Source organism: Proteiniphilum sp. LBM24028, from assembly GCF_056629195.1.
Map to the genome: position 1 here is coordinate 2999568 of NZ_CM152817.1, position 19479 is coordinate 3019046.

18 protein-coding genes are annotated in these 19479 nt (G+C 47.5%); 7 read left to right on the forward strand and 11 right to left on the reverse strand.

The window, feature by feature from the left end; genetic code table 11:
- Position 1: 1 nt before the first annotated feature.
- The gene (locus tag AC1HCU_RS12070; RefSeq protein WP_480366294.1) at positions 2-901 is read right to left on the reverse strand and encodes a DUF488 domain-containing protein; all 900 of its coding nucleotides are present in this window, start codon (positions 899-901) and stop codon (positions 2-4) included.
- 203 nt (positions 902-1104) lie between these two features.
- Between AC1HCU_RS12070 and AC1HCU_RS12075 the strand changes: the two genes are divergently transcribed.
- Positions 1105-1782 (forward strand): DUF554 domain-containing protein, encoded by a 678-nt coding sequence (locus AC1HCU_RS12075; RefSeq protein WP_480366296.1) that lies wholly within the window; start codon positions 1105-1107, stop codon positions 1780-1782.
- Between the two features lie 38 nt (positions 1783-1820).
- Complete coding sequence (locus AC1HCU_RS12080) at positions 1821-3242, forward strand: amino acid permease (protein ID WP_480366298.1); 1422 nt, start codon at positions 1821-1823, stop codon at positions 3240-3242.
- 32 nt (positions 3243-3274) lie between these two features.
- On the opposite strand, the gene AC1HCU_RS12085 is transcribed toward AC1HCU_RS12080, so the two are convergent.
- Positions 3275-5671, reverse strand: a complete 2397-nt coding sequence (locus AC1HCU_RS12085; RefSeq protein WP_480366300.1) for a TonB-dependent receptor — start codon at positions 5669-5671, stop codon at positions 3275-3277.
- A 91-nt stretch (positions 5672-5762) separates the two neighbouring features.
- Positions 5763-6128 (reverse strand): DMT family protein, encoded by a 366-nt coding sequence (locus AC1HCU_RS12090; protein ID WP_480366302.1) that lies wholly within the window; start codon positions 6126-6128, stop codon positions 5763-5765.
- A 239-nt stretch (positions 6129-6367) separates the two neighbouring features.
- Here AC1HCU_RS12090 and AC1HCU_RS12095 point away from each other — a divergent pair, with 239 nt between their 5' ends.
- The 3 genes from AC1HCU_RS12095 to AC1HCU_RS12105 all read left to right on the forward strand — a co-directional run bounded on the left by AC1HCU_RS12095 (position 6368) and on the right by AC1HCU_RS12105 (position 8177).
- A complete protein-coding gene (locus tag AC1HCU_RS12095; protein WP_480366304.1) occupies positions 6368-6919 on the forward strand; it encodes a nicotinamidase in 552 nt (183 codons plus the stop codon).
- A gap of 105 nt (positions 6920-7024) precedes the next feature.
- On the forward strand, positions 7025-7807 hold the full coding sequence (locus AC1HCU_RS12100) for a HipA family kinase (RefSeq protein ID WP_480366305.1): 783 nt from the start codon (positions 7025-7027) through the stop codon (positions 7805-7807).
- A complete protein-coding gene (locus tag AC1HCU_RS12105) occupies positions 7794-8177 on the forward strand; it encodes a DUF3037 domain-containing protein (protein WP_480366307.1) in 384 nt (127 codons plus the stop codon). The genes AC1HCU_RS12100 and AC1HCU_RS12105 overlap by 14 nt, the downstream gene beginning before the upstream one ends.
- Here AC1HCU_RS12105 and AC1HCU_RS12110 read toward each other — a convergent pair.
- Complete coding sequence (locus AC1HCU_RS12110; protein ID WP_480366309.1) at positions 8146-9309, reverse strand: dipeptide epimerase; 1164 nt, start codon at positions 9307-9309, stop codon at positions 8146-8148. The two genes, AC1HCU_RS12105 and AC1HCU_RS12110, sit on opposite strands and share 32 nt — an antisense overlap.
- A 15-nt stretch (positions 9310-9324) precedes the next feature.
- Entirely contained in the window at positions 9325-10449 is a 1125-nt protein-coding gene (locus tag AC1HCU_RS12115) for a C40 family peptidase (RefSeq protein WP_480366311.1), read from the reverse strand.
- Positions 10450-10760: 311 nt separating this feature from the next.
- On the opposite strand from AC1HCU_RS12115, the gene AC1HCU_RS12120 reads away from it, so the two are divergent.
- Complete coding sequence (locus tag AC1HCU_RS12120) at positions 10761-11408, forward strand: protein-L-isoaspartate(D-aspartate) O-methyltransferase (protein ID WP_480366313.1); 648 nt, start codon at positions 10761-10763, stop codon at positions 11406-11408.
- A gap of 88 nt (positions 11409-11496) precedes the next feature.
- Here AC1HCU_RS12120 and AC1HCU_RS12125 read toward each other — a convergent pair whose 3' ends face one another.
- The 4 genes from AC1HCU_RS12125 to guaB all read right to left on the reverse strand — a co-directional run bounded on the left by AC1HCU_RS12125 (position 11497) and on the right by guaB (position 16372).
- Positions 11497-12774: an LVIVD repeat-containing protein gene (locus tag AC1HCU_RS12125; RefSeq protein WP_480366314.1), complete on the reverse strand. Its 1278-nt coding sequence runs from the start codon at positions 12772-12774 to the stop codon at positions 11497-11499.
- Positions 12775-12790: 16 nt separating this feature from the next.
- Positions 12791-14095: an outer membrane beta-barrel protein gene (locus tag AC1HCU_RS12130; RefSeq protein ID WP_480366316.1), complete on the reverse strand. Its 1305-nt coding sequence runs from the start codon at positions 14093-14095 to the stop codon at positions 12791-12793.
- A complete protein-coding gene (locus AC1HCU_RS12135; protein WP_480366318.1) occupies positions 14082-14648 on the reverse strand; it encodes an RNA polymerase sigma factor in 567 nt (188 codons plus the stop codon). Before AC1HCU_RS12135 ends, AC1HCU_RS12130 begins: the two co-directional genes overlap by 14 nt.
- Positions 14649-14893: 245 nt before the next feature.
- Entirely contained in the window at positions 14894-16372 is a 1479-nt protein-coding gene (guaB, locus tag AC1HCU_RS12140) for an IMP dehydrogenase (protein WP_480366320.1), read from the reverse strand.
- 234 nt (positions 16373-16606) lie between these two features.
- On the opposite strand from guaB, the gene AC1HCU_RS12145 reads away from it, so the two are divergent.
- A complete protein-coding gene (locus tag AC1HCU_RS12145; protein ID WP_480366322.1) occupies positions 16607-17239 on the forward strand; it encodes a peroxiredoxin in 633 nt (210 codons plus the stop codon).
- Positions 17240-17648: 409 nt separating this feature from the next.
- On the opposite strand, the gene AC1HCU_RS12150 is transcribed toward AC1HCU_RS12145, so the two are convergent.
- Positions 17649-18575 carry an ABC transporter permease gene (locus tag AC1HCU_RS12150; RefSeq protein ID WP_480371183.1) on the reverse strand — a complete coding sequence of 309 codons (927 nt, stop codon included), beginning with the start codon at positions 18573-18575 and terminating at the stop codon, positions 17649-17651.
- A 112-nt stretch (positions 18576-18687) separates the two neighbouring features.
- Positions 18688-19476: an ABC transporter ATP-binding protein gene (locus AC1HCU_RS12155; RefSeq protein ID WP_286861422.1), complete on the reverse strand. Its 789-nt coding sequence runs from the start codon at positions 19474-19476 to the stop codon at positions 18688-18690.
- Between the last annotated feature and the right edge of the window lie 3 nt (positions 19477-19479).

Genomic DNA, 19479 nt, shown 5'->3' on the forward strand with positions numbered 1-19479 from the left:
CTTACAAGGATTTAAACGAATAACCAACATCGGGTAACTGCATCAATGCCTTGGCAACAAGCGAACGATGACATTGGTTCGGATTTTTCTCGAAACAAGTAACAGCCACTCGTCCATAGTTTTCAATCAACGCTCTTATCTTTGATAGGGCTTCTCGATTATTTTTTAGCGTTGTTTTTTCGTAATTCTCAAACAGACAATCATAATCGGCTTGTGTATGCAATCCCCGCCGCTGCTCCGATTCTATCCCCAACTCCGGAACATGTACATAGTGAATACCAACACCGTTACAGGCTTTTTGTAATTGACTTTTCGAGAACCCATATTTCTGACTGAAAGCGTTTTTGCGCACATCACACAATACGTGCACGTCGTTTATTATCAACTTGTTTATATATGTTTCAAGCGTGATACCTTCGTAACCGATACTAAACAACTGGGGCTCTGTGAACATGCGTTTTTGTTTTTCTACTCGGGCTAACTCATCTTTCGTCAGCAACTTGTTGGCTATTGAGCTGTTGATTGCAAAATAGGGGTATTTTTGGTAAGTATAGCGTATTAAATCGGTTTGAGACATCGACGCAAATTCGGTTTTTACATCGAGTAAAACCTGACGGTCGGATTTATTAAGCATTTCCAGATATGCTCCATTTTCTTTTAGTTTTATAAATCTGCCACTCTGATGCTCGGATATTTCAAGATAGCCATATTTTGCCATCGTGCCCAAATCCTGATCAGCCTGAAACGAGAAACAGCCATAACGATAAGGTATAAAATCGAATGTTTTAACCGGCTGCGCTCGGGTAAATAGAAACAAATACTTCTGTAAACTCTTTGCCGTCAGTTGCCCGTCAAACACTTCCAGTAAAGCTGCGATTATTTTTCTTCTGTAATATAACATATTACAAATTTAGAGAAAAGTTTAAACTATACACAAAAAAATTGATCGTTTTATGATTCCTACACTTCGGTTTGTGTACGTGAGTGGAATATGTTTGCATTACCTGACTTTCCTTGACTTCTCTAAAATGCAGCAGACAGTCTTAGCTGAATTATGCAATTATCGCGAAAAAATGATATTTTTGCAATTTATTGGCTAACGAGATGATTGGAACCCTTGTAAATACGGCTGCCGTAGTGGGTGGTGGAATGATTGGTCTGCTGCTGAAGAAGCGGATGCCCGAACGTGTAACTAGCATTTATTTCCAGGCCATAGGCCTCTTCACGCTGGCCATAGGCGCTTCGATGGCCGTTGAGATGAAAAAAATCCTTATCGTGGTCAGCAGCCTGGCCATAGGATCTCTTTTGGGCGAATGGTGTGACCTGGAAAAAAGGGCTGAGCGGATGAGCAACAGCCTGAAAAGCCGTTTTCATATCGGCAGTGAAAAATTCTCCGAGGGCCTGGTCACAGCGTTTCTCCTTTTTTGCGTGGGCTCGATGACCATTCTCGGTACCATTCAGGAGGGGACAGGAGGTTCTCCGGATCTGCTCTTCACAAAATCGCTGATGGACTTCTTCTCTGCCATCCTGCTGGCATCCGCTTTTGGCATGGGTGTTGTTTTCTCTGCACTGCCCCTGTTTGTCTTTCAGGCTTCCATTACGTTGCTGGCAGGCTATGCAGGGAGTTTCTTTAACGATGACATCATTCTCGGAATCACCAGCGTGGGAGGCATCCTGCTGATCGGATTGGGAATCAACATTCTCGGAATCAAAAAACTCCGGATCATGAATATGTTGCCCTCTCTCGTTATCATTGTATTACTGATTTGGTTATTTGGATAAAGCCAACGCTGCACCCGGATCGTTTTATCCCATAGAAAATGACAAAAAAAGAGGAAAAACTGGGATTGTGGTTGCTTGTTTTTGTGGCGCTTGGCTCCATGATAGGCTCCGGCATCTTCAATTCTCCAAAAGATCTGATCCGTGTGTCCAATCCGCAGGGCACCATGATTGCCTGGGTAGCAGGCGGTCTGGGGGCACTGATGCTCGCTCTGGTGTTTGTCTATCTTGCGGCACGCAAGCCAGGATTAAAAAGCGGAGTCTACGCTTACGCCCGTGACGGCTTCGGCGATTACATGGGTTTCAACTCAGCCTGGGGCTACTGGTCGGTAGGCTGGCTGGGAAACGTGAGTTATCTGGCACTCTTTTTCAAAACAATGAACGACCTGCTGGGAGAGCGTGCGCTTTCACCTCTCACCGCCTTTCTGACCGGATCGGCACTCCTCTGGTTCTTCTATACCATACTAATGGCAGGTATCCGGGAGGGAGCCATCTTGAACTTCATTGTTACAACTGCGAAACTAATTCCCATTTTGCTGATCATATTCCTGGGCATATCTCTTGTACACAGCGATCTTTTTCTTACTCCAGACTGGCAAGACAGGCTGGCATCCACGGGCGAGCCCACCTCTCCCTTGTTGCAGATAAAAGAGGCCATGGCGATTATCCTCTGGTGTTTTGTCGGTGTGGAAGCGGCTTCAGTACTGTCGGGCCGGGCAGAGAGTCAGCAGACCGTGCGGCGGACCATTATTCTCTCCCTGCTGATTGTTGTGGCTGTTTATATGCTGATCACCTTTATTGCCATGTCATCGGTTGCGGCCCCGGAGTTGGCCGACTCACAGACGCCACTGGCCTTGATATTGGAGCGAACGGTTATAGGCACTGCCGGCGGCATGATCGTCAGGCTGGGAATCATGGTCTCGGTGCTGGGAGCCAGCCTCTCGTGGATACTGTTATCCGTTGAAACATTATATGCCGCGGCGAAAGATGACATGTTACCACGTATTTTCAAAAAGGTGAACCGCAAAGGAACTCCGGTAAATGCGTTATTACTCACTCAGTGCTTCACCCAATTCTTTCTTCTTTCCATCCTTTCACCCCGCCTCAACGAGACCTATCTTGCCGCCATCACCATTGCCACTACCCTGGTGCTAATACCTTATCTGCTTACCTCGCTCTATGCCGTGAAGATAGCCCTGGGTCTCAGAAAAAAAGAACCGATTCTCCATTTGGTCATTGCGCTTCTCGCCACTCTTTATTCTCTTTATGTTATTTACGCCGTGGGCATACAATATCTCTTCCTTTCGGTGATCTTTTACAGTATCGGCTCCTTGCTGTTTATCAGGGCAAAAAGAGAACAAAAAAAACAGCCCAAACGATGGGAATGGGCTGTTATAATTTTATTGCTGGCCGGTGCCGTAGTGGTTACGGCTTTATTCACGGCCCACAGGATTACGTTTTAGTTTTTCTCCTGTCGCATGGTCGCAACATTAAATCATTTGTTCATCGTATACCGCAGAGTTACGCCCAGTCGCATGGGATATCCACGCTGCACAAACTGATTCACTTTTCCGGTGGTCATGTCAGATGCTTCAAAAAGGAAGGAGTGGTAGTCGGTGTTGAAGAGGTTCTTAGCCCAGAGTTCGAGCGAGAAGGCACCTCTCTCGGCAGAAATGCTACCGTTCACCAGCCCATAAAAAGGCTGATACAGCGCTACTCCTTCATCCCCAGCCTGAGGCGTCGTCTTATTCGATTCTGTCCAATAAATTTTTCCCACTCCGGTATACTGGATGTTTCCGACCAGCCGGTCGATCAGCGCCCCATTGGCAAAACTATGCACATAGCTGGTACCCAGGCTTACCGTATGTCGTGGAGCAAACGGTATATGATTCCCTGAGTAATCCACATCCTCAGCCGCTTCATAATCTACAAAACGCGCATCGGCAAATCCGTAGTCGGCATACAACGACAGGCTCTGCAAAGGAACATATTTCAGACTTAACTCAAATCCTTTGCTTTCCGATTTGCCGGCATTCTTAACCGTGCGACCGGATGTTCCCTGATCTTCCAGTTTGATGATCTGAATATTGTTGACACGGGAATAAAACAATGCATAATTGAGCGACAACCTGTTTTCAAACATCTCATATCGTCCGCCCAACTCATAGGTCCAGCTGGTTTCCGGATCATAGGAGAGCTGTTCCTCAAGGGTTGGCTTAGCGCCGTCACCGTTTGGCGCCCCTCCAGGCATGGGCATATTGGGAGGCATTTTCGCTGCAATTCCTTCCATGATCGAAGCAGCCAAAGCACCCTGTAATATTTTGGAGAATGCCTGCTCGTTATAGCCGCCGGTCTTGTACCCTTTGGAAGCAGACAGGTAGACATGAGCGGTGCGGGTGAATTGATATTGCAGGGCAAACTTAGGAAGTATCTTCCAGAAGTCTTTGCTATAGCTACCCGTCAGCAATGTGTCGCCCTCAATAAACATGGGAGGCATGGGACGGTTGGGAATATTAAACAGAAGATTTACATCGCCCCCCTCGCTTTCCGTAGAAAAGTCGAGTCCGGTATGTTCGTAGTCGAAACGAATGCCGGCCGTGCCGGACAATCCCGTCACGCCAAAAAGGTCGTTCACAGTAGATTGATGAAAGAACGCAGCCCCTCTTGAGGGTTTGGTATACACACCCGGCAAATCGATCCGGTCATTGGCATAAGAGATTGTCAGCGGTGCATTGGCTGTAAAAGCATCGAGGTGAGTCTGCATGGCAGCAATACCCTCCTCTTTGATGGCTACCGGTGTATCGATCACCCGGTGATCATAGAAACCAAAGGCTCCCAGTACCCAGCGATATTTCCGCTGTAAGTCCGACTTTACCGTGATCTCCTGGCTCAACGAATGTTGCTTCTGCATCTGACGAATGGAAAACACCGATTTGGGAGAGTAATCCTGATCCATCTTCATATCATCTTTCAGATACTGATAGCCAGTGGTCGAGTGAATGCTATAGCCCTGCCCGGAATAATCCAGCGACAAACCGTTTGTAAAAAGGTGCCGGTCGTACGACGAGGGTTCGTTAAAATTGGATTCGGTGGAATCCTTATGCATATAAGGAAAGGCGCCCCCGGACACATAGTCGTAGTTGCCAAAAAGCAACGCCTTGAAAGAGGGAGTCAGCTCCCACTCAAACTTCACCCTGCCGCCTGCATTTTCAGAGGCATCCACTTTCTTTCCGGTATAGCTGTTCGTAAAATATCCATCGTCACGTTTGTAATAGCCACCCACAGAGATCCCGAAGTTATCCGACAGCTTGCTATAGTTTGAAACTTTTGCCGAGAACTGGCCGTAATTGCCACCACCCACCATCAGGCGGGTACCCTGGAAGGTGAGGGGTGAAAGCGTGTAAAGATTCACGATTCCTCCAATGGCATTTCTGCCGTAGAGTGTTCCCTGGGCACCGCGTAGTACCTCCACACGCTGTATATCCTGAAATTCAAAATCGAAAGCCGAGGGATTAAAGCTGGGGACATTATCCACGTACATGCTCACCGTCTGTGCTCCCAACCGTGCGCCGATACCCCGGATATAGATTGGAGTGGAGACTTTGGAACCATATACCGGAATAAAGAAGTTGGGAATATATGCGCTTAGGCCCGGCAACGACTCAATCTGCGTATCCCGCAGTTGTTTTGGAGAGACTACGGAGACGGCTGTCGGCATGTTCTTCAGCTCGTTGGTTTCTTTCACCGAGGAGGTCACCACCACTTCATCAAGATAATAAACCTTGACTGTATCTTTTGGATTGGCTTCTTTTGCCGGTATATTTTCCCGCGGGAAAGACACAAAAATATTACAACACAAGACAATACATACTATCAGCAACTGTTTCATCATGCACATTTTATTGGATTCTTAACTAAATGCAAAGAAAAGCGATAAAATGTTACCCGACAATCACTACATTTAGTGATATTTTTCTTTAATGCTACTGCTTAAAAATGAAATAGACAGCCAGCACCAGAAAAAGAAATCCGATCAGGTGATTCATCCTTATCTGTGTCTGAAATGCAAGGGAAGAGAAGATCACAAACACCAGGAGAGTGATCACCTCCTGCATGACTTTCAACTGCAACAGTGAAAAGCTCCCTCCGTTACCTTCGAATCCAAGACGATTTGCCGGCACCTGGAAACAGTATTCAAAAAAGGCGATAAGCCAGCTGATTACGATGACACTGATAAGCGGCAATTTGCCGAACCAGCTATTTTCAGCCAGCTTCAGATGGCCATACCATGCCAGTGTCATAAAAACATTTGAGACAACCAAAAGCCCGATAGTAAGCAAATAATTCATAGATATCCGTAAAAAATTGTGCAAAAGTACAACATTTCCGCAAACAAAGCCCTTCTGAGTCTGAAGGTCTCTCATGTAGACATTGCAACGTACCTACACAGGAATCTCGCACACAACTTTACATCCGGTCGTTTCCGCTACTTTATTCCGGGAAATGACACCCACGGGGGATGGGGGGACTGCGCATGAACACCTTCTTACTTCTGTTGTTATAGAAAGAGACAAGTTGTAAAAAAGATATGAAGAAGGCATTATTGATTGTGGACGTGCAGAACGATTTCTGCCCCGGTGGCGCCCTGGGAGTGAAGGACGGCGATAAAGTGGTGCCGCCGATCAATGGGCTCATGGAACGGTTCGACCTGGTAATCTCATCGCAGGACTGGCATCCTGCAGATTCGGTGCATTTTGGGAAGTGGCCGGTTCATTGTGTCGCAGGCACACATGGCGCCGATTTTCATCCGAAACTGGACAGCGAAAAAATCGACCTGAAGCTATATAAAGGAACCGACAATAAGGACGATGGCTACTCAGCCTTCGAAGCAACCAATACTTCACTCTCCGACTTTCTGGAGGAGCATCAAATCCGAAAGCTTTATGTGTGCGGCCTTGCTACCGACTATTGCGTGAAAGCAACTGCGCTGGATGCCGTGAAAGCGGGATTCCACACCTATGTAATTACCGATGCTATCGCCGCGGTAAACGCACAACCTGGCGACGATAAAAAAGCACTGCAGGAGATGTATCGCATAGGGTGTATACTGATAGAATCGAAAGAGATTTCATATGACTAAAACTATTATTTTCAATGGTGTCATATGGAACTCGCTTTGAGTCATACTCTTGTGTGACAATGATTATAATGCTCGTTTCATGAGATTGTTGTATCTTTGCACCTGATGGAAAAAGATCTTTCTTTGCGTACCGTGAAGGTGATGCGGTATATCCTGCCTTTACGAGAAGGCGGCTCACTGCCGGCTTTGGCTGAAGCCGACGACGGATTCAAATATGTATTGAAGTTCCGGGGTGCGGGCCATGGCACAAAGATGCTGGTATCGGAGCTGCTGGGCGGAAGGATTGCATCTGTACTGGGTTTGCATATCCCCGAACTGGTTTTTGCCACGCTTGACGATGACTTTGGCCGGAGCGAAGGGGATGAGGAAATCCAGGACCTGCTGAAAGGAAGCGAAGGGTTGAACCTGGGGTTGCATTACCTGTCGGGAGCAATTGCCTACGATCCCTCCGTGGAGATCGATCCTTTTCTGGCATCAAAGATTGTCTGGCTCGATGCGTTCACCACCAATATCGACCGCACCTTCAACAACACCAACCTGTTGTGGTGGCACCGTGAGTTGTGGATCATCGACAACGGCGCTTCGTTTTATTTCCATCACTCCTGGAACGATTTCGAACGACATGCCCTCAACCCGTTTCCCCACATACAAGATCATGTATTGCTACCCCAGGCAACGATGCTCGACGCGGCAAACGATTTTGCACATGATATCCTTTCGGATGATCTGCTGGAGAAGATCGTCTCACTCATCCCCGACAACTGGCTGACGTGGAACCATACGCAGGAGACTCCCGGTGAGATCCGGAAGACCTATCGCAACTTTTTAAAAACACGACTGCAGCATTCCCAAAACTTTCTAAATACCGCCAAAAATGCAAGAGGATAAACTGTACCATTACGCTGTGATTCGACTGGTACCGAGGATTGAGCGGGAAGAGTTTTTTAATGTAGGTCTTATTGTTTTCTGTAAGAGAGATTGTTATATTCGTTTTGAATACCATCTCTGCCCCGAAAAATTCAGGCTGATGCATTCGGAAGCGGCATACGAAGATGTGATTGAAAATCTTGAAGCACATAAACAGATTGCGCAGGGCAATCCGAAGTGCGGCCCCATTGCGCAACTGGATATTCCCGAACGGTTCCGCTGGCTGACGGCCACGCGTAGTTCCATCCTGCAGGCCTCCCCCACTCATCCGGGGAAAACGACTGACCTGGATGCCACCTTCAACCGCCTCTTTGAGGAGCTGGTAACGTAAAAATGGGAAGCACACCGATTCCGGGCAAGTCGGTAGCGATCATTTTTCCGTTTTCAAGCTTTGCACCGTCGAAGCAATCGTTTCCTATCAACAGCGCACCGTCGAGATCGGCAAAGTCCATGCCCGCGTAAAGCTGTGCTGCAGCCGATATGGCGCAGGAGGTCTCCGTCATACAGCCCATCATCACCTTCATCCCCAGCGCTTGTGCCAGGGTGCGCATCTTCCACGCTTCGTGCATACCGGTGCACTTCATTAATTTGATGTTGATGCCGGAGAAGACACCTTTTAGCCGCTCCACATCGGCGAGCCGTTGTACAGACTCATCGGCAAAGATGGGGAGCGGGCTTTCCTCCGTCAGCCGGGCAATACTGTCTAAATCGGACTTAGGCATGGGCTGCTCCACCATCACCACCCCTCGTTCTCTCATCCAGAAGATCATATCCAGCGCCTCACTGCGCTCTTTCCATCCCTGGTTGGCGTCTACCGCCAGTGGCAGATCGGTTACGGAGCGGATAGCTTCAATCATCCGCTTATCATCCGGCCCTCCCACTTTTACTTTCAATATGTTGAAACGCCCCAACGCTTCGCGTGTTTTTTCACGCACCACCTCATCTCTGTCGATCCCAATGGTGAAGGTGGTGTCGGGCACATTCATTTTATTCAGCCCATACATCTTATGCCAGGGAGCACCAATCATCTTTCCTGCCAAATCGTGCAGGGCAATATCCACGGAGGCCTTGGCGGCAGTGTTCGCGGGAGCTATTGCATCCACATACGTCATAATCTCTTCCAGATGCGTGGGGTCTGAGAATCCGGACAGATCTGTCTTTTTTAGAAATTCAATCACCGAAGCCTGTGATTCCCCCAGATAAGGGGGCAGTGATGCCTCTCCGTATCCCACCAGCCCGTCGTACTCAATTCTGGTGAGAACCACGGGAGTGGTCGTGCGTGAAAAGCCGGAAATGGTGAAGGTATGGGTGAGCTGCAGGTCGTAGGGTGTCCAGGAGAGTTTCATTTTGGCGGATAATTTTGTCTGTTTTTGGAAAGTAGCGTTCAAAATAAGCGAAGGAGCTGCAAATGCTACAGCCGCAACTGTGGATCTTTTAAGAAATTGACGGCGGCTTTGCTTCATCTGCGTTTGTCTCTGTTACTGATAAAAACTGTTTAAAAAAATCTCTTCAATGCCTTCACGGTCAACTTCTCCAATGACTCTTCGGGTGCGGAGGTAACGATTTGCATTGAACTCGTCATATAACGGATCGGAGGGGTCAAAGCTGTTTATTCGGACATAATCCGATGCGTGAATGAATCGTTTATCGCCAATATATATTCCTACGTGAACAACCTTTTCTTTTGAATTTTCGGAAGATGCTTTCGAACCAAAAAACAGCAGGTCTCCCGGCAAAGCTTCGCCAAAATTGCCCGCCTCGTCAATAAGCTTGCCATACAACACCTGTTGGGAGGCATCGCGCGCCAGGATCAACCCGTGCAGAAAATAAACCAATTTGGTAAAGCCGCTGCAGTCGAGCCCCTTGGAAGACGTACCTCCCCAGAGATAGGGTATACCCTTAAACCGGAGTGCAGTATTTACCACACTTTCTCCACTCATCGTGACATCTCTCAGCCAGTCTGACACTTCAACAGCATCCGTTTTTTTCACGTATGCCGCGCGCCCGTCGGGGTAAACCACCTCATAAAACCTCTCCTTCTCCGACCTTACCGTCAACATATCGCCGGCCACCAGGTCGGAGACGGGAAAAGAAGCGGCATCCTGGCTTTCAAAGGATTGCCCACACACAGAAGTAATTATTATCTTCGGCTTCCGCAGGTATTCCTGCAAACTCTTTCTGGTCATGGTTTTTACCGAACCATTGATCCAGCCGATATACCTGTCGGGAGTCTGAATGCGCAGCCATCCGTCTTTCTTCTCCAATATCTTCACCGGCATGCCCAACAGGGCCTGAGAAACGAGTTCCGAGCCGTACCTGGGTTCGGCCCGAAGGGTACCCACGGAATTATAGATTACTCCCCCTGTTTCGTCGCCCAGCTTTTTATCCGGCAACAGGCGAATGTTGTCGCTCACTTTTGCGGATACTTTTTTTGACTGCAATATCAGCTCCAGATAGGCGGGTTCGCTGGTAGTTTCTCCCTCAAGCAGGAGGGTATCCTGTTGTTGTGTAGCCACAATCCGGAAGAGCTCCACTCTGCTGTCCGGCGCATATTTTTCCTGTACTGCTTCAATAATCTGCTGCATATCTCCTTCCTGTGCCATAGCATGACAATGTAACGTTGAAAAGACCCATAAGAAAAATATACCTGTTGCTTTTCCCATGCTTCCTGTCCGATCTAATAACTGGGCGAAATATACAATTTTTCGCTCAATTGCAGACAAAAGAAAAAAAGTATTTATATAAGAAACAGAAAATCATTACCTTTGATTACTCAAATTCATATTTCAACAATATGAGAACAAGAAGAATAAGACGTTGTCTTCCACTATTCATTATTGTCTTATGTTGCGCCGGATCCGTCGCCTGTGCATCGAACGCAACAAAAAGGCAAAGTGACAAATCTGACTCCGCTATGTCCGACACATTCCAAAACAATCACCGGGAAGCCGAAAACCTCGCCAGGGACCTGAGACGAAAGGGGATCAGGGACGAAAGGGTGTTGGCGGCTATAGGGAAAGTTCCCAGACATTTGTTTATTGACGAGAGTTTAAGGGAATATGCCTATCTTGATAAGCCGTTGCCGATTGAAAAGGGGCAGACCATCTCCCAGCCATACACCGTGGCCTATCAGTCGGAGCTTTTGAAGCTGAAGCCGGGCGAGAAAGTGTTGGAGATAGGCACGGGAAGCGGCTATCAGGCCGCAATCCTTTGTGAAATGGGCGCCGATGTATACAGCATTGAGCGTTACAAGGAGCTGTATCTTACCGCAAAGGAGACACTCGGCAGACTGGGATATCAACCCCATCTCTTTTTTGGGGATGGTTACGAAGGATTAGCGGAAGAAGCCCCTTTCGATAAAATTCTGCTGACTGCAGCACCCGATATGGTTCCGGAGAAGTTATTAAGACAACTGCGTGTGGGTGGATGGATGGTACTCCCCCTGGGTGGAAGGATGGGACAGAAGATGACCGTGATCAAACGCGTAAGCGAGGAGAAGTTCAGTGAGTCGGAGCATGGAGATTTTATCTTTGTACCCATGCAAAAAGGTACTGAAGAATAAAAAATGAAATTAAGCCTTCTTACAGATTAAACAAGACTGCCGCCGGATTTCTTCGGCGGCAGCAGACAATTGAGCCAACAGGGAAGTTTTATTTGCCGATAGGCAAACGACTCAATTGTTTGATGTGTTGAAGATCGGTATAATCATATTGATAGATACCATCGGCGGCTATCATCATCAATACATTGTTGAAGGGAATCACATCGAAGCCGTCCATATCCTTGAAATGGGCAAGAATATTGTCCGGATGCATAATGGTGCGCGGGTCTTTGGTGTTAAAAATACGCAATCCATCGTCGCAGACAAACAACGTCTCCTCATCAATGCCCAGTCCTTTCGGACTTTTCATATTATATGTGACAATATGCTTGGGTCGTTTCACGTCACTCACATCCACGATAATCAGCTCGTTGGCATCTTGTCCGCAAAATGTACCCGAACGAACCGTCACATAAGCGATATCGTTTTCCACCACAACCGGATCGCAACCGAACACGTGACTGATCATAGACTGGCGTTCCGGCTTTAAAGGGTCTTCCATGGAGTAAATGATCATGCCCGTGGGCGTGCCCATAAACATGCAGTTCTTATAGCTGAAGATAGTCTCTACATTGAAGCCGATATAGTAATCATTCCCCACTTTCACCGGTGATCCGCCGGTGAGGTCGAAGATACCAAGCATATTGTTCATCACAGTATAGAGGTTGTCTTTATAGATGGCAAAACGCGACATGGAACCGGCAATACCTGTACCGGCACCCGCCTTTTCACCCACGGAAGCATACATGGCCCCATCATTTTGCAGACCACCCCATCCCCACCAGCGTGGTTTATAGTAGCGTACCAGTTCTCTTTTCTCCACCTTCTTCCAACCCACAACAATACCATTGTTTCTGTCCATCGATTTTTCGTAATCAATGCTGAATCCATTCTCCGTCGGAGGGAAAGCTTGTGGGAACACTTCTTCTTTTCGACCTTTATATACAGGCTTGGCGGGATCGCTGATATCGAACCAAACAAGATCTATATAAGAATCGGCATAGAGAATATTGTTGCGCACCTGCATGTCGGCATTTCCCAACAAATCGATAAACGCCACATTGCGAGGACTCGACGGATTCCGGTTGTCAATCACATGAATACCCTTCTCCGGCTGAGAAATGTAGAGATAACCGTTAAAAAACAGAATCTTCCCCTGTTTTACGATGGGCTGAGGCTGCTCCACAGCGACGGCACTTCTAAACTCGTTCACAGGCATAAAAACCGGCTCGTTGATGGTATAGGTAACGTACTCATCCACATAGTCCTTGCATCCGGTAAAAAGTAACAATCCGGCAATAAAAAATAAATAAGTCAACTTTTGCATACCCATATAGATTTAGTTATTTAAATTGTATCCTGACTCCTATATTCAGCCCGAATATCAGCGGGTTCTCCGTGCGGGCACTCATTGGCTGATTGTTCCTGAAATAATAGAGCAGTCTCGGTTCGCCAAACAAGTGCAGATTATTTTGTAACCGGTAGCTGAATCCGGCACCACCCTGAGCAGAGAACTGAAGACCGGCAATGCGGTTATATACATGGGTGTGATGCACTACATTACCCTGTTCTTCAATTTCCTGCTTGTAAATGGAGCGGATTCCCTTTTCCACAGTAGCACCACCCAACAGATAAAGGGTCCAGGAGTCGTTCTGCCACATCTGGTATCGCAGGTTTATAGGCACCCCGATATAATGCTGTTGTAGCGTACCCCGATATACCAGCTGGTCGTTTCGCCGAAAACGGGAAAACAGATAGGTATAGGACAATCCGGTTTCCAGACTTACATTGTTTCCGACCGGAAAGTCGGTTGTCAAACTGATAGTAACCGGAAGACGGTGCATTATCTCAGTAAAATCACCTGGCGTTAACAGATTGTATTTTTCTCCCCGGCCAGCGTCAGCGTCATTGGAAAAACCAATACCAGGAACAGGGTTGTCGTAATAAAACGATTCACTTCCGTCATATTCTCCGGGACTGATATCCGGCAGGCTGTTGCCGCTACCCAAAGCCAATAAGAAAGAATGTAGTCTCGAATCTTTTGTATGGACGGGAAGAGCGGGATAATCTTCCGCAGATAACAACTCTGCAGAATCCCCGTCCGGCTCTGTAACCGTTGATTTTGACGTCTTGTCCTGTTCCACCACTTCAGCCGGTGTGGGTACCTCTTCCAGTGAAGTTTCTGCCCTGAGATGTTCTTTTTCAGTCAGCTCCCCCATACCGGATGAGATCCTGCGGGAAACCACGCTTTCGGATTCTCTCATTTTCTGTCTTTGAAGTGAGCTTTCTTGTGTAAACAACTGCTGTGCCTCGGTCATATCTTTTTTTTGAATGTCAGCCTTACCGACAGGGATGCGGGATTGCAACTCCGTCTTCCGCCCATTATCGGGAATTGGCTGTGGCATTTCAATGACAGGCCCGTCTGTGAAGGGGTTCAGAAAAAGTAGCAATCCAAGCAGTAATATCGCCACACCTGCGGCGGACCAGCCCCAATATGCCGGAAATCGTCTGTTGCGAGAAGGAAGTCTGTCCGACAGGATCTCCCACAATCCTGGATCGACGGCCATCCGGTGTTCCCGCAGCTTCTTCCCCACTTCCAGGGAAAACCTATCCAGCCTTTCTATATTGTTATTATCATCTGATTGCATCTTTTCTTCCCATTATTTGTATGTCGTCACATAACTGAATAACTTTTTTTTGCAACAACAGCCTCGCCCTGAAAAAAAAGGATCGTGAAGTACTCTCCTTTATCTGCAGCATTGTGGCAATCTCACGATGGCTATAACCCTCTACCGCATACAAATTAAAAATCGTACGAAAGGTATCGGGAAGTTCACCAATACACTGCATCAACTCCTCTGCTGTGATATCTTTTAAATGGGGTGTATCGTCATCACTCCCTGTTTCAATATCAATCAAAAGCTCTTTTTCCTTCAACCTGTTCTTTCTACGTATGTAATCAAGCGAAGTATTGACAAAGATCCTCCTAATCCATCCGCCAAAGGATCCTTTTCCAGAGTATTGTCCTATTTCAGTATAAATCTTCAGGAACCCCTCCTGCAGCACATCTTTCGCATCCTCGGCATCGGAAATATAACGCCTGCAAAGTGCCATCATCGCAGGAGCATACTGATCATACACTTCCTTCCTCGCCCACAATTTACCCTGCTTGCAAGCAAGTATCAAACGGTGTTCCGACATAAAGCTTCCCTGTTTACCCTTAAGACGTTTCAAAACAACGAAACGTTGCAGCAGATGAACAATAATATCCCATTTTCATCAATTATCCGTTATCCGATAATTCAATTAACAGGGAGGGTTCAGGTAAAAGAAAAAGTATGAAACAATGGGGTATAAGGTATGAAACAACGGGGTATTACAAACCAACAACCGGACTCATTACCTGAATCCGGTTGCCATCTTATTTAAGTATGTCCAAAAACGGACTACTCACTTCCTTTACTATAATTCGGAGCTTCACGGGTAATCATCACACCGTGAGGATGACTCTCGGTATAACCTGCCGAAGTAATCCGGGTAAACTTTGCATCATGCAGCTTCTTAATATTTTCCGCCCCGCAATAACCCATACCGGAACGAAGACCGCCCACCATCTGATAGATCACTTCCTGAATTGTACCTTTAAAGGGAACACGGGCTTCAATGCCTTCGGGGACGAGCTTTTTGATGTCATCCTCCACATCCTGGAAATAACGGTCTTTAGACCCTTGTTGCATGGCCGAGAGCGAACCCATTCCTCGATATGATTTAAATTTGCGTCCATTGAATATGATAGTCTCACCCGGAGACTCTTCCGTACCTGCAAGCAATGATCCCATCATCACCGAGGAGGCTCCTGCCGCCAGAGCCTTCACGATATCTCCCGAATAACGTAACCCTCCGTCTGCTATCAGGGGAATATCCCTGTTTTTAAGCGCCTTGGCTACATCATAGATCGCTGACAACTGGGGAACACCCACACCGGCAATAACCCGGGTAGTACAAATTGATCCCGGCCCGATGCCCACCTTCACACCGTCGGCACCCGCATCTGCCAGAAACAGTGCGGCTTCGCCTGTAGCCACATTGCCTACCACCACGTCTATTTCCGGAAAGTTTCCCTTTACCTGCCTTAGCATATCGGCTACACCCTGAGAATGTCCATGTGCCGTATCAATGACTATGGCATCAACGCCTGCCTCAATCAAGGCTGTGGCCCGTTCCACGGAATCGTGGGTGACACCTATTCCGGCAGCCACGCGAAGACGCCCCTGTTCATCTTTACATGCAAACGGTTTATCTTTTGCCTTCGTAATATCCTTATAGGTAATCAGACCCACCAGCTTAAAGTTAGAATCCACTACGGGTAGTTTTTCGATCTTGTGCTGCTGCAGTATCTCTGCCGCATCTTCCAAGTTGGCGGACTGACGGGTTGTCACAAGATTATCCTTTGTCATCACTTCTTCGATGCGTTTGTCCATCGACTTTTCAAATCGCAGATCACGATTAGTCACGATACCGACCAATGTATTGTCGGCATTGACAACAGGTATACCGCCGATTTTGAATTCCGACATCATCGCCAGGGCTTTTGACACAGTTTTATCGGGGGTGATGCTGATGGGGTTTAATATCATGCCATTTTCGGCACGTTTAACAGCACGTACCTGCCTGGCCTGTTCCTCAATGCTCATGTTTTTGTGAATCACGCCAATACCTCCCTCACGGGCAATTGCTATAGCCAGCGTTGCCTCGGTGACCGTATCCATCGCGGCCGAAACCATCGGAATATTAAGCGTAATGTTTCTGGAGAATCTGGAAGTGAGATCTACATTCCGGGGGAGAACCTGAGAGTAAGCCGGAACCAACAGAAGGTCGTCAAACGTTAACCCTTCCATGACAATTTTATCTGCAATAAATGACATAAGAATAACCCTTTATTTTTTATTGCATGCAAAAGTACATATTTTTTGCAGATAATATGCCGAAATGAATGTTAATTTTATTATATTGAGCGGCATAACAACGAAAGGACGAAGATGGTGATTCTTCAATTGATAAAAAAATTCTATATATCATTCCCCTCCGGGAATTTTCTTTCCGGGATCAAAACCTTTATCTTTGACCTGCGATTTATCATATTTAATAGTTGAATTATTATGTCAGTATTAGTTGGAAAAAGAGCACCGGTATTTTGGGCTCCTGCCGTAGTAGACGGCTCAGAAATAGTAGAAAATTTCTCACTTGATGATTATCTTGGGAAGAAATATGTTGTTTTTTTCTTTTATCCTGCGGATTTTACTTTTGTATGCCCCACGGAGCTTCACGCTTTTCAACAAAAGCTGAAGGAATTTGAGGAAAGGAATACTGCGGTGGTAGCAGCCTCTACCGATTCGGCCGTATCACACTGGAAATGGCTGCAAACTCCAAAAAATGATGGCGGTATCCAGGGTGTTACCTATCCTATTGTTGCAGATCATTCATTGACTATCTCCATGGCATATGATGTGCTGGCCGGAGAGTATACCATGGATGATTCTGGCAATACGCTTTTTGAAGGTTCGCCAGAAGCTTACCGTGGACTCTTCCTGATAGACAAGGAGGGAATTGTACGTCACCAGGTTATAAATGATATGCCTCTGGGCAGAAGTGTAGATGAAATACTGCGGGTGATTGATGCGCTGCAGTTCACCGAAGAATATGGTGAAGTGTGTCCTGCCGACTGGCACAAAGGGGACAGAGGGCTTTCAGCCACACAGGAAGGAATTGCCGATTACCTGTCCAAGAAGTAAGTCTATTATTATATGTTTATTTAAAAAACCATCTTGAGCACCTGCAACATTCACAGGCCATACCCGGTGAAACAGGTATACGGCTGACAGCTTTAGAAAGCGTTATTGACATGCCGCTTATATACGGAAGGGTTGGAGTATTGCGACTTCAACCCTTCTGTTTGTTTTTAATGACCGCACAAATCCATCTGCCTCCATTCTTTAAATGATGAGGCATCATTCTACCTCAGTATTACAGAATAACGAGATCATTCCATCATTTTTTAGGCCATGTTTCATTCAGAGCATCATGGGGTGACATGAATGAACTGGCAACTCTTTCTGCGGCAAGGAGACACCCTCCATATTTTTTCCAATCCGCTGGAACACGGATTATTGAAAAAAATTTACAACTCTGTCCATTTACCTTTTACCTCGACCGGATTTCACGTCGCATGAAGGCGAGATAGGAGAGGATAAAACAGAAGATAGTGAGAGAGATCAGTCCGGTGAGTTGTGGCCAGACCAGTAACAGACTCTGACCCAGCGGCAGTGGGCCGGGGATGGCCCCCTCCATCTGCTCCATTGTAAGCGGTCCAAGGCTACGCACGGAAGGCATCAGCAATGTGGAGGTGGCCTGGCTGTAGAGCTCATTGGGCATCACTTGCATCAGCAGAAAACGGAACCGCTCAAACAGGTAGACCGATCGTCCCGAAGCGTAGGGCGACGGTGCCGCCGCCTTGATCAGCAGATTGGCGATAAGCGGGTAGAAGACCGTGAAGAAGAGCCAGACGGCGATGCCGGCAAGCGCCGAGGTGGCGGGCTGCCTGAACCGGACGGAGAAGTAGACCGACAAGTTAAGCCACAGCGCCACATAGACAATGCTGAGCAGCATGAAAGAGAGGATCCGCATAAACTCTGAGGGTGTGGGCGGAATGCCCAGGGTCAGCAACCCTGCACCGATTACCGTAAAGCTCAGTACGAAGAAAAGGAGTGCGATCACCAGTAATGCTGCGACAAACTTGGCGTTGATCACGTAGTCTCGCGGAATAGGCTGCGCCAGTAGACGACTTAGTGTACCCCTATTTTGCTCCGAGTTAACGGCATCGAAGCCGAGGCTGATGCCCAGCAGCGGGCCCAGGAACCCTATGAAGACGAAAAAGGGAGGCAAGCTTCCGTCGGACAGGGTAAAGAGATGCAGAAAGAAGAAGGTCTCGTCACTGTTACCCGCACTACCAGTATCACTAATCGCGGTGAGTGCGGTATAGAGCGACCCGATACAGGTGAGCAGGATAATCACCATCAGGATAATCACCCTCCAGCTGCGGAAATGATCGCCTACCTCCTTCAAAACCATCGACCGGAACACACCCGGTGCTGCGCCCGACCGGCGGTAAGAGATCAACTGATCGCGCAGCTCAGGTATGATATTACGCAGTCGTTCCTCCCAGAACGCTCTGGTCATATACTTATGCTGAATGGCTGTTACTTTCATCTTTACTTTCTCCTTCAAAATAACGGTAATAAATATCTTCCAGACCATATTCCTGACCACTCTCATCACTGTCGGCAAACAGCTGACGTGCCAGCGAAGCGATATCGCCCTGCGCTAGCAGACGGCCTTTCACGAAGATGCCCACACGGTCGCACACCTGTTGTACCTGATGCAGATGGTGAGACGAGAAGAGCACAGTAATGCCCTCTTCACGGCTAAGGCTGACAATCAACCCCAGAAAATCCCTGATCCCCGACGGATCAATACCGAGCGTGGGTTCGTCGAGGATGATCACCTCCGGATCTTTCATTAACACATCGGCAAGACCCAGGCGCTGACGCATGCCACGGGAGTACTTCCCAGCCTTTTTATCCATCTCCTCCCCCAAACCTACTCGCCGCATCAACAGAAGAGCCCTCTCTTCGGCCTCACGCTCGGGAATACCATTCAGACGGGCAGTATAAACCAGATTCTCCGGTCCGGTGAGGTCGTCATAGAAACCCACATCCTCAGGAAGGTAGCCCACCTTCTTTTTCACCTCAATAGGCTGACGTACAGGGTCCAATCCACAGATCCGCATACTGCCCGAGGAGGGTTCAGTCAGCCCCATCAGCATTAGAATGGTAGTCGATTTTCCGGCACCGTTGGGTCCCAGCAACCCAAAGACCTCACCTTTGCCTATCGAAAGAGTAAGATTATCCACCGCCGTAAAATCTCCATACTTCCTGGTGATATGGGTGATTTCAATGGTTGATGACTGCATAAA

Excerpts from the sequence above, each read along its gene's own strand:
- AC1HCU_RS12070 (WP_480366294.1), bottom strand. The coding sequence starts at position 901 with ATGTTATATTACAGAAGAAAAATAATCGCAGCTTTACTGGAAGTGTTT.
- AC1HCU_RS12080 (WP_480366298.1), top strand. The coding sequence starts at position 1,821 with ATGACAAAAAAAGAGGAAAAACTGGGATTGTGGTTGCTTGTTTTTGTG.
- AC1HCU_RS12150 (WP_480371183.1), bottom strand. The coding sequence starts at position 18,575 with ATGGTTTTGAAGGAGGTAGGCGATCATTTCCGCAGCTGGAGGGTGATT.
- guaB (WP_480366320.1), bottom strand. The coding sequence starts at position 16,372 with ATGTCATTTATTGCAGATAAAATTGTCATGGAAGGGTTAACGTTTGAC.
- AC1HCU_RS12110 (WP_480366309.1), bottom strand. The coding sequence starts at position 9,309 with ATGAAGCAAAGCCGCCGTCAATTTCTTAAAAGATCCACAGTTGCGGCT.
- AC1HCU_RS12155 (WP_286861422.1), bottom strand. The coding sequence starts at position 19,476 with ATGCAGTCATCAACCATTGAAATCACCCATATCACCAGGAAGTATGGA.
- AC1HCU_RS12095 (WP_480366304.1), top strand. The coding sequence starts at position 6,368 with ATGAAGAAGGCATTATTGATTGTGGACGTGCAGAACGATTTCTGCCCC.
- AC1HCU_RS12115 (WP_480366311.1), bottom strand. The coding sequence starts at position 10,449 with ATGGCACAGGAAGGAGATATGCAGCAGATTATTGAAGCAGTACAGGAA.
- AC1HCU_RS12075 (WP_480366296.1), top strand. The coding sequence starts at position 1,105 with ATGATTGGAACCCTTGTAAATACGGCTGCCGTAGTGGGTGGTGGAATG.
- AC1HCU_RS12130 (WP_480366316.1), bottom strand. The coding sequence starts at position 14,095 with ATGCAATCAGATGATAATAACAATATAGAAAGGCTGGATAGGTTTTCC.
- AC1HCU_RS12105 (WP_480366307.1), top strand. The coding sequence starts at position 7,794 with ATGCAAGAGGATAAACTGTACCATTACGCTGTGATTCGACTGGTACCG.
- AC1HCU_RS12135 (WP_480366318.1), bottom strand. The coding sequence starts at position 14,648 with ATGTCGGAACACCGTTTGATACTTGCTTGCAAGCAGGGTAAATTGTGG.
- AC1HCU_RS12125 (WP_480366314.1), bottom strand. The coding sequence starts at position 12,774 with ATGCAAAAGTTGACTTATTTATTTTTTATTGCCGGATTGTTACTTTTT.
- AC1HCU_RS12090 (WP_480366302.1), bottom strand. The coding sequence starts at position 6,128 with ATGAATTATTTGCTTACTATCGGGCTTTTGGTTGTCTCAAATGTTTTT.
- AC1HCU_RS12145 (WP_480366322.1), top strand. The coding sequence starts at position 16,607 with ATGTCAGTATTAGTTGGAAAAAGAGCACCGGTATTTTGGGCTCCTGCC.
- AC1HCU_RS12120 (WP_480366313.1), top strand. The coding sequence starts at position 10,761 with ATGTCCGACACATTCCAAAACAATCACCGGGAAGCCGAAAACCTCGCC.
- AC1HCU_RS12100 (WP_480366305.1), top strand. The coding sequence starts at position 7,025 with ATGGAAAAAGATCTTTCTTTGCGTACCGTGAAGGTGATGCGGTATATC.
- AC1HCU_RS12085 (WP_480366300.1), bottom strand. The coding sequence starts at position 5,671 with ATGATGAAACAGTTGCTGATAGTATGTATTGTCTTGTGTTGTAATATT.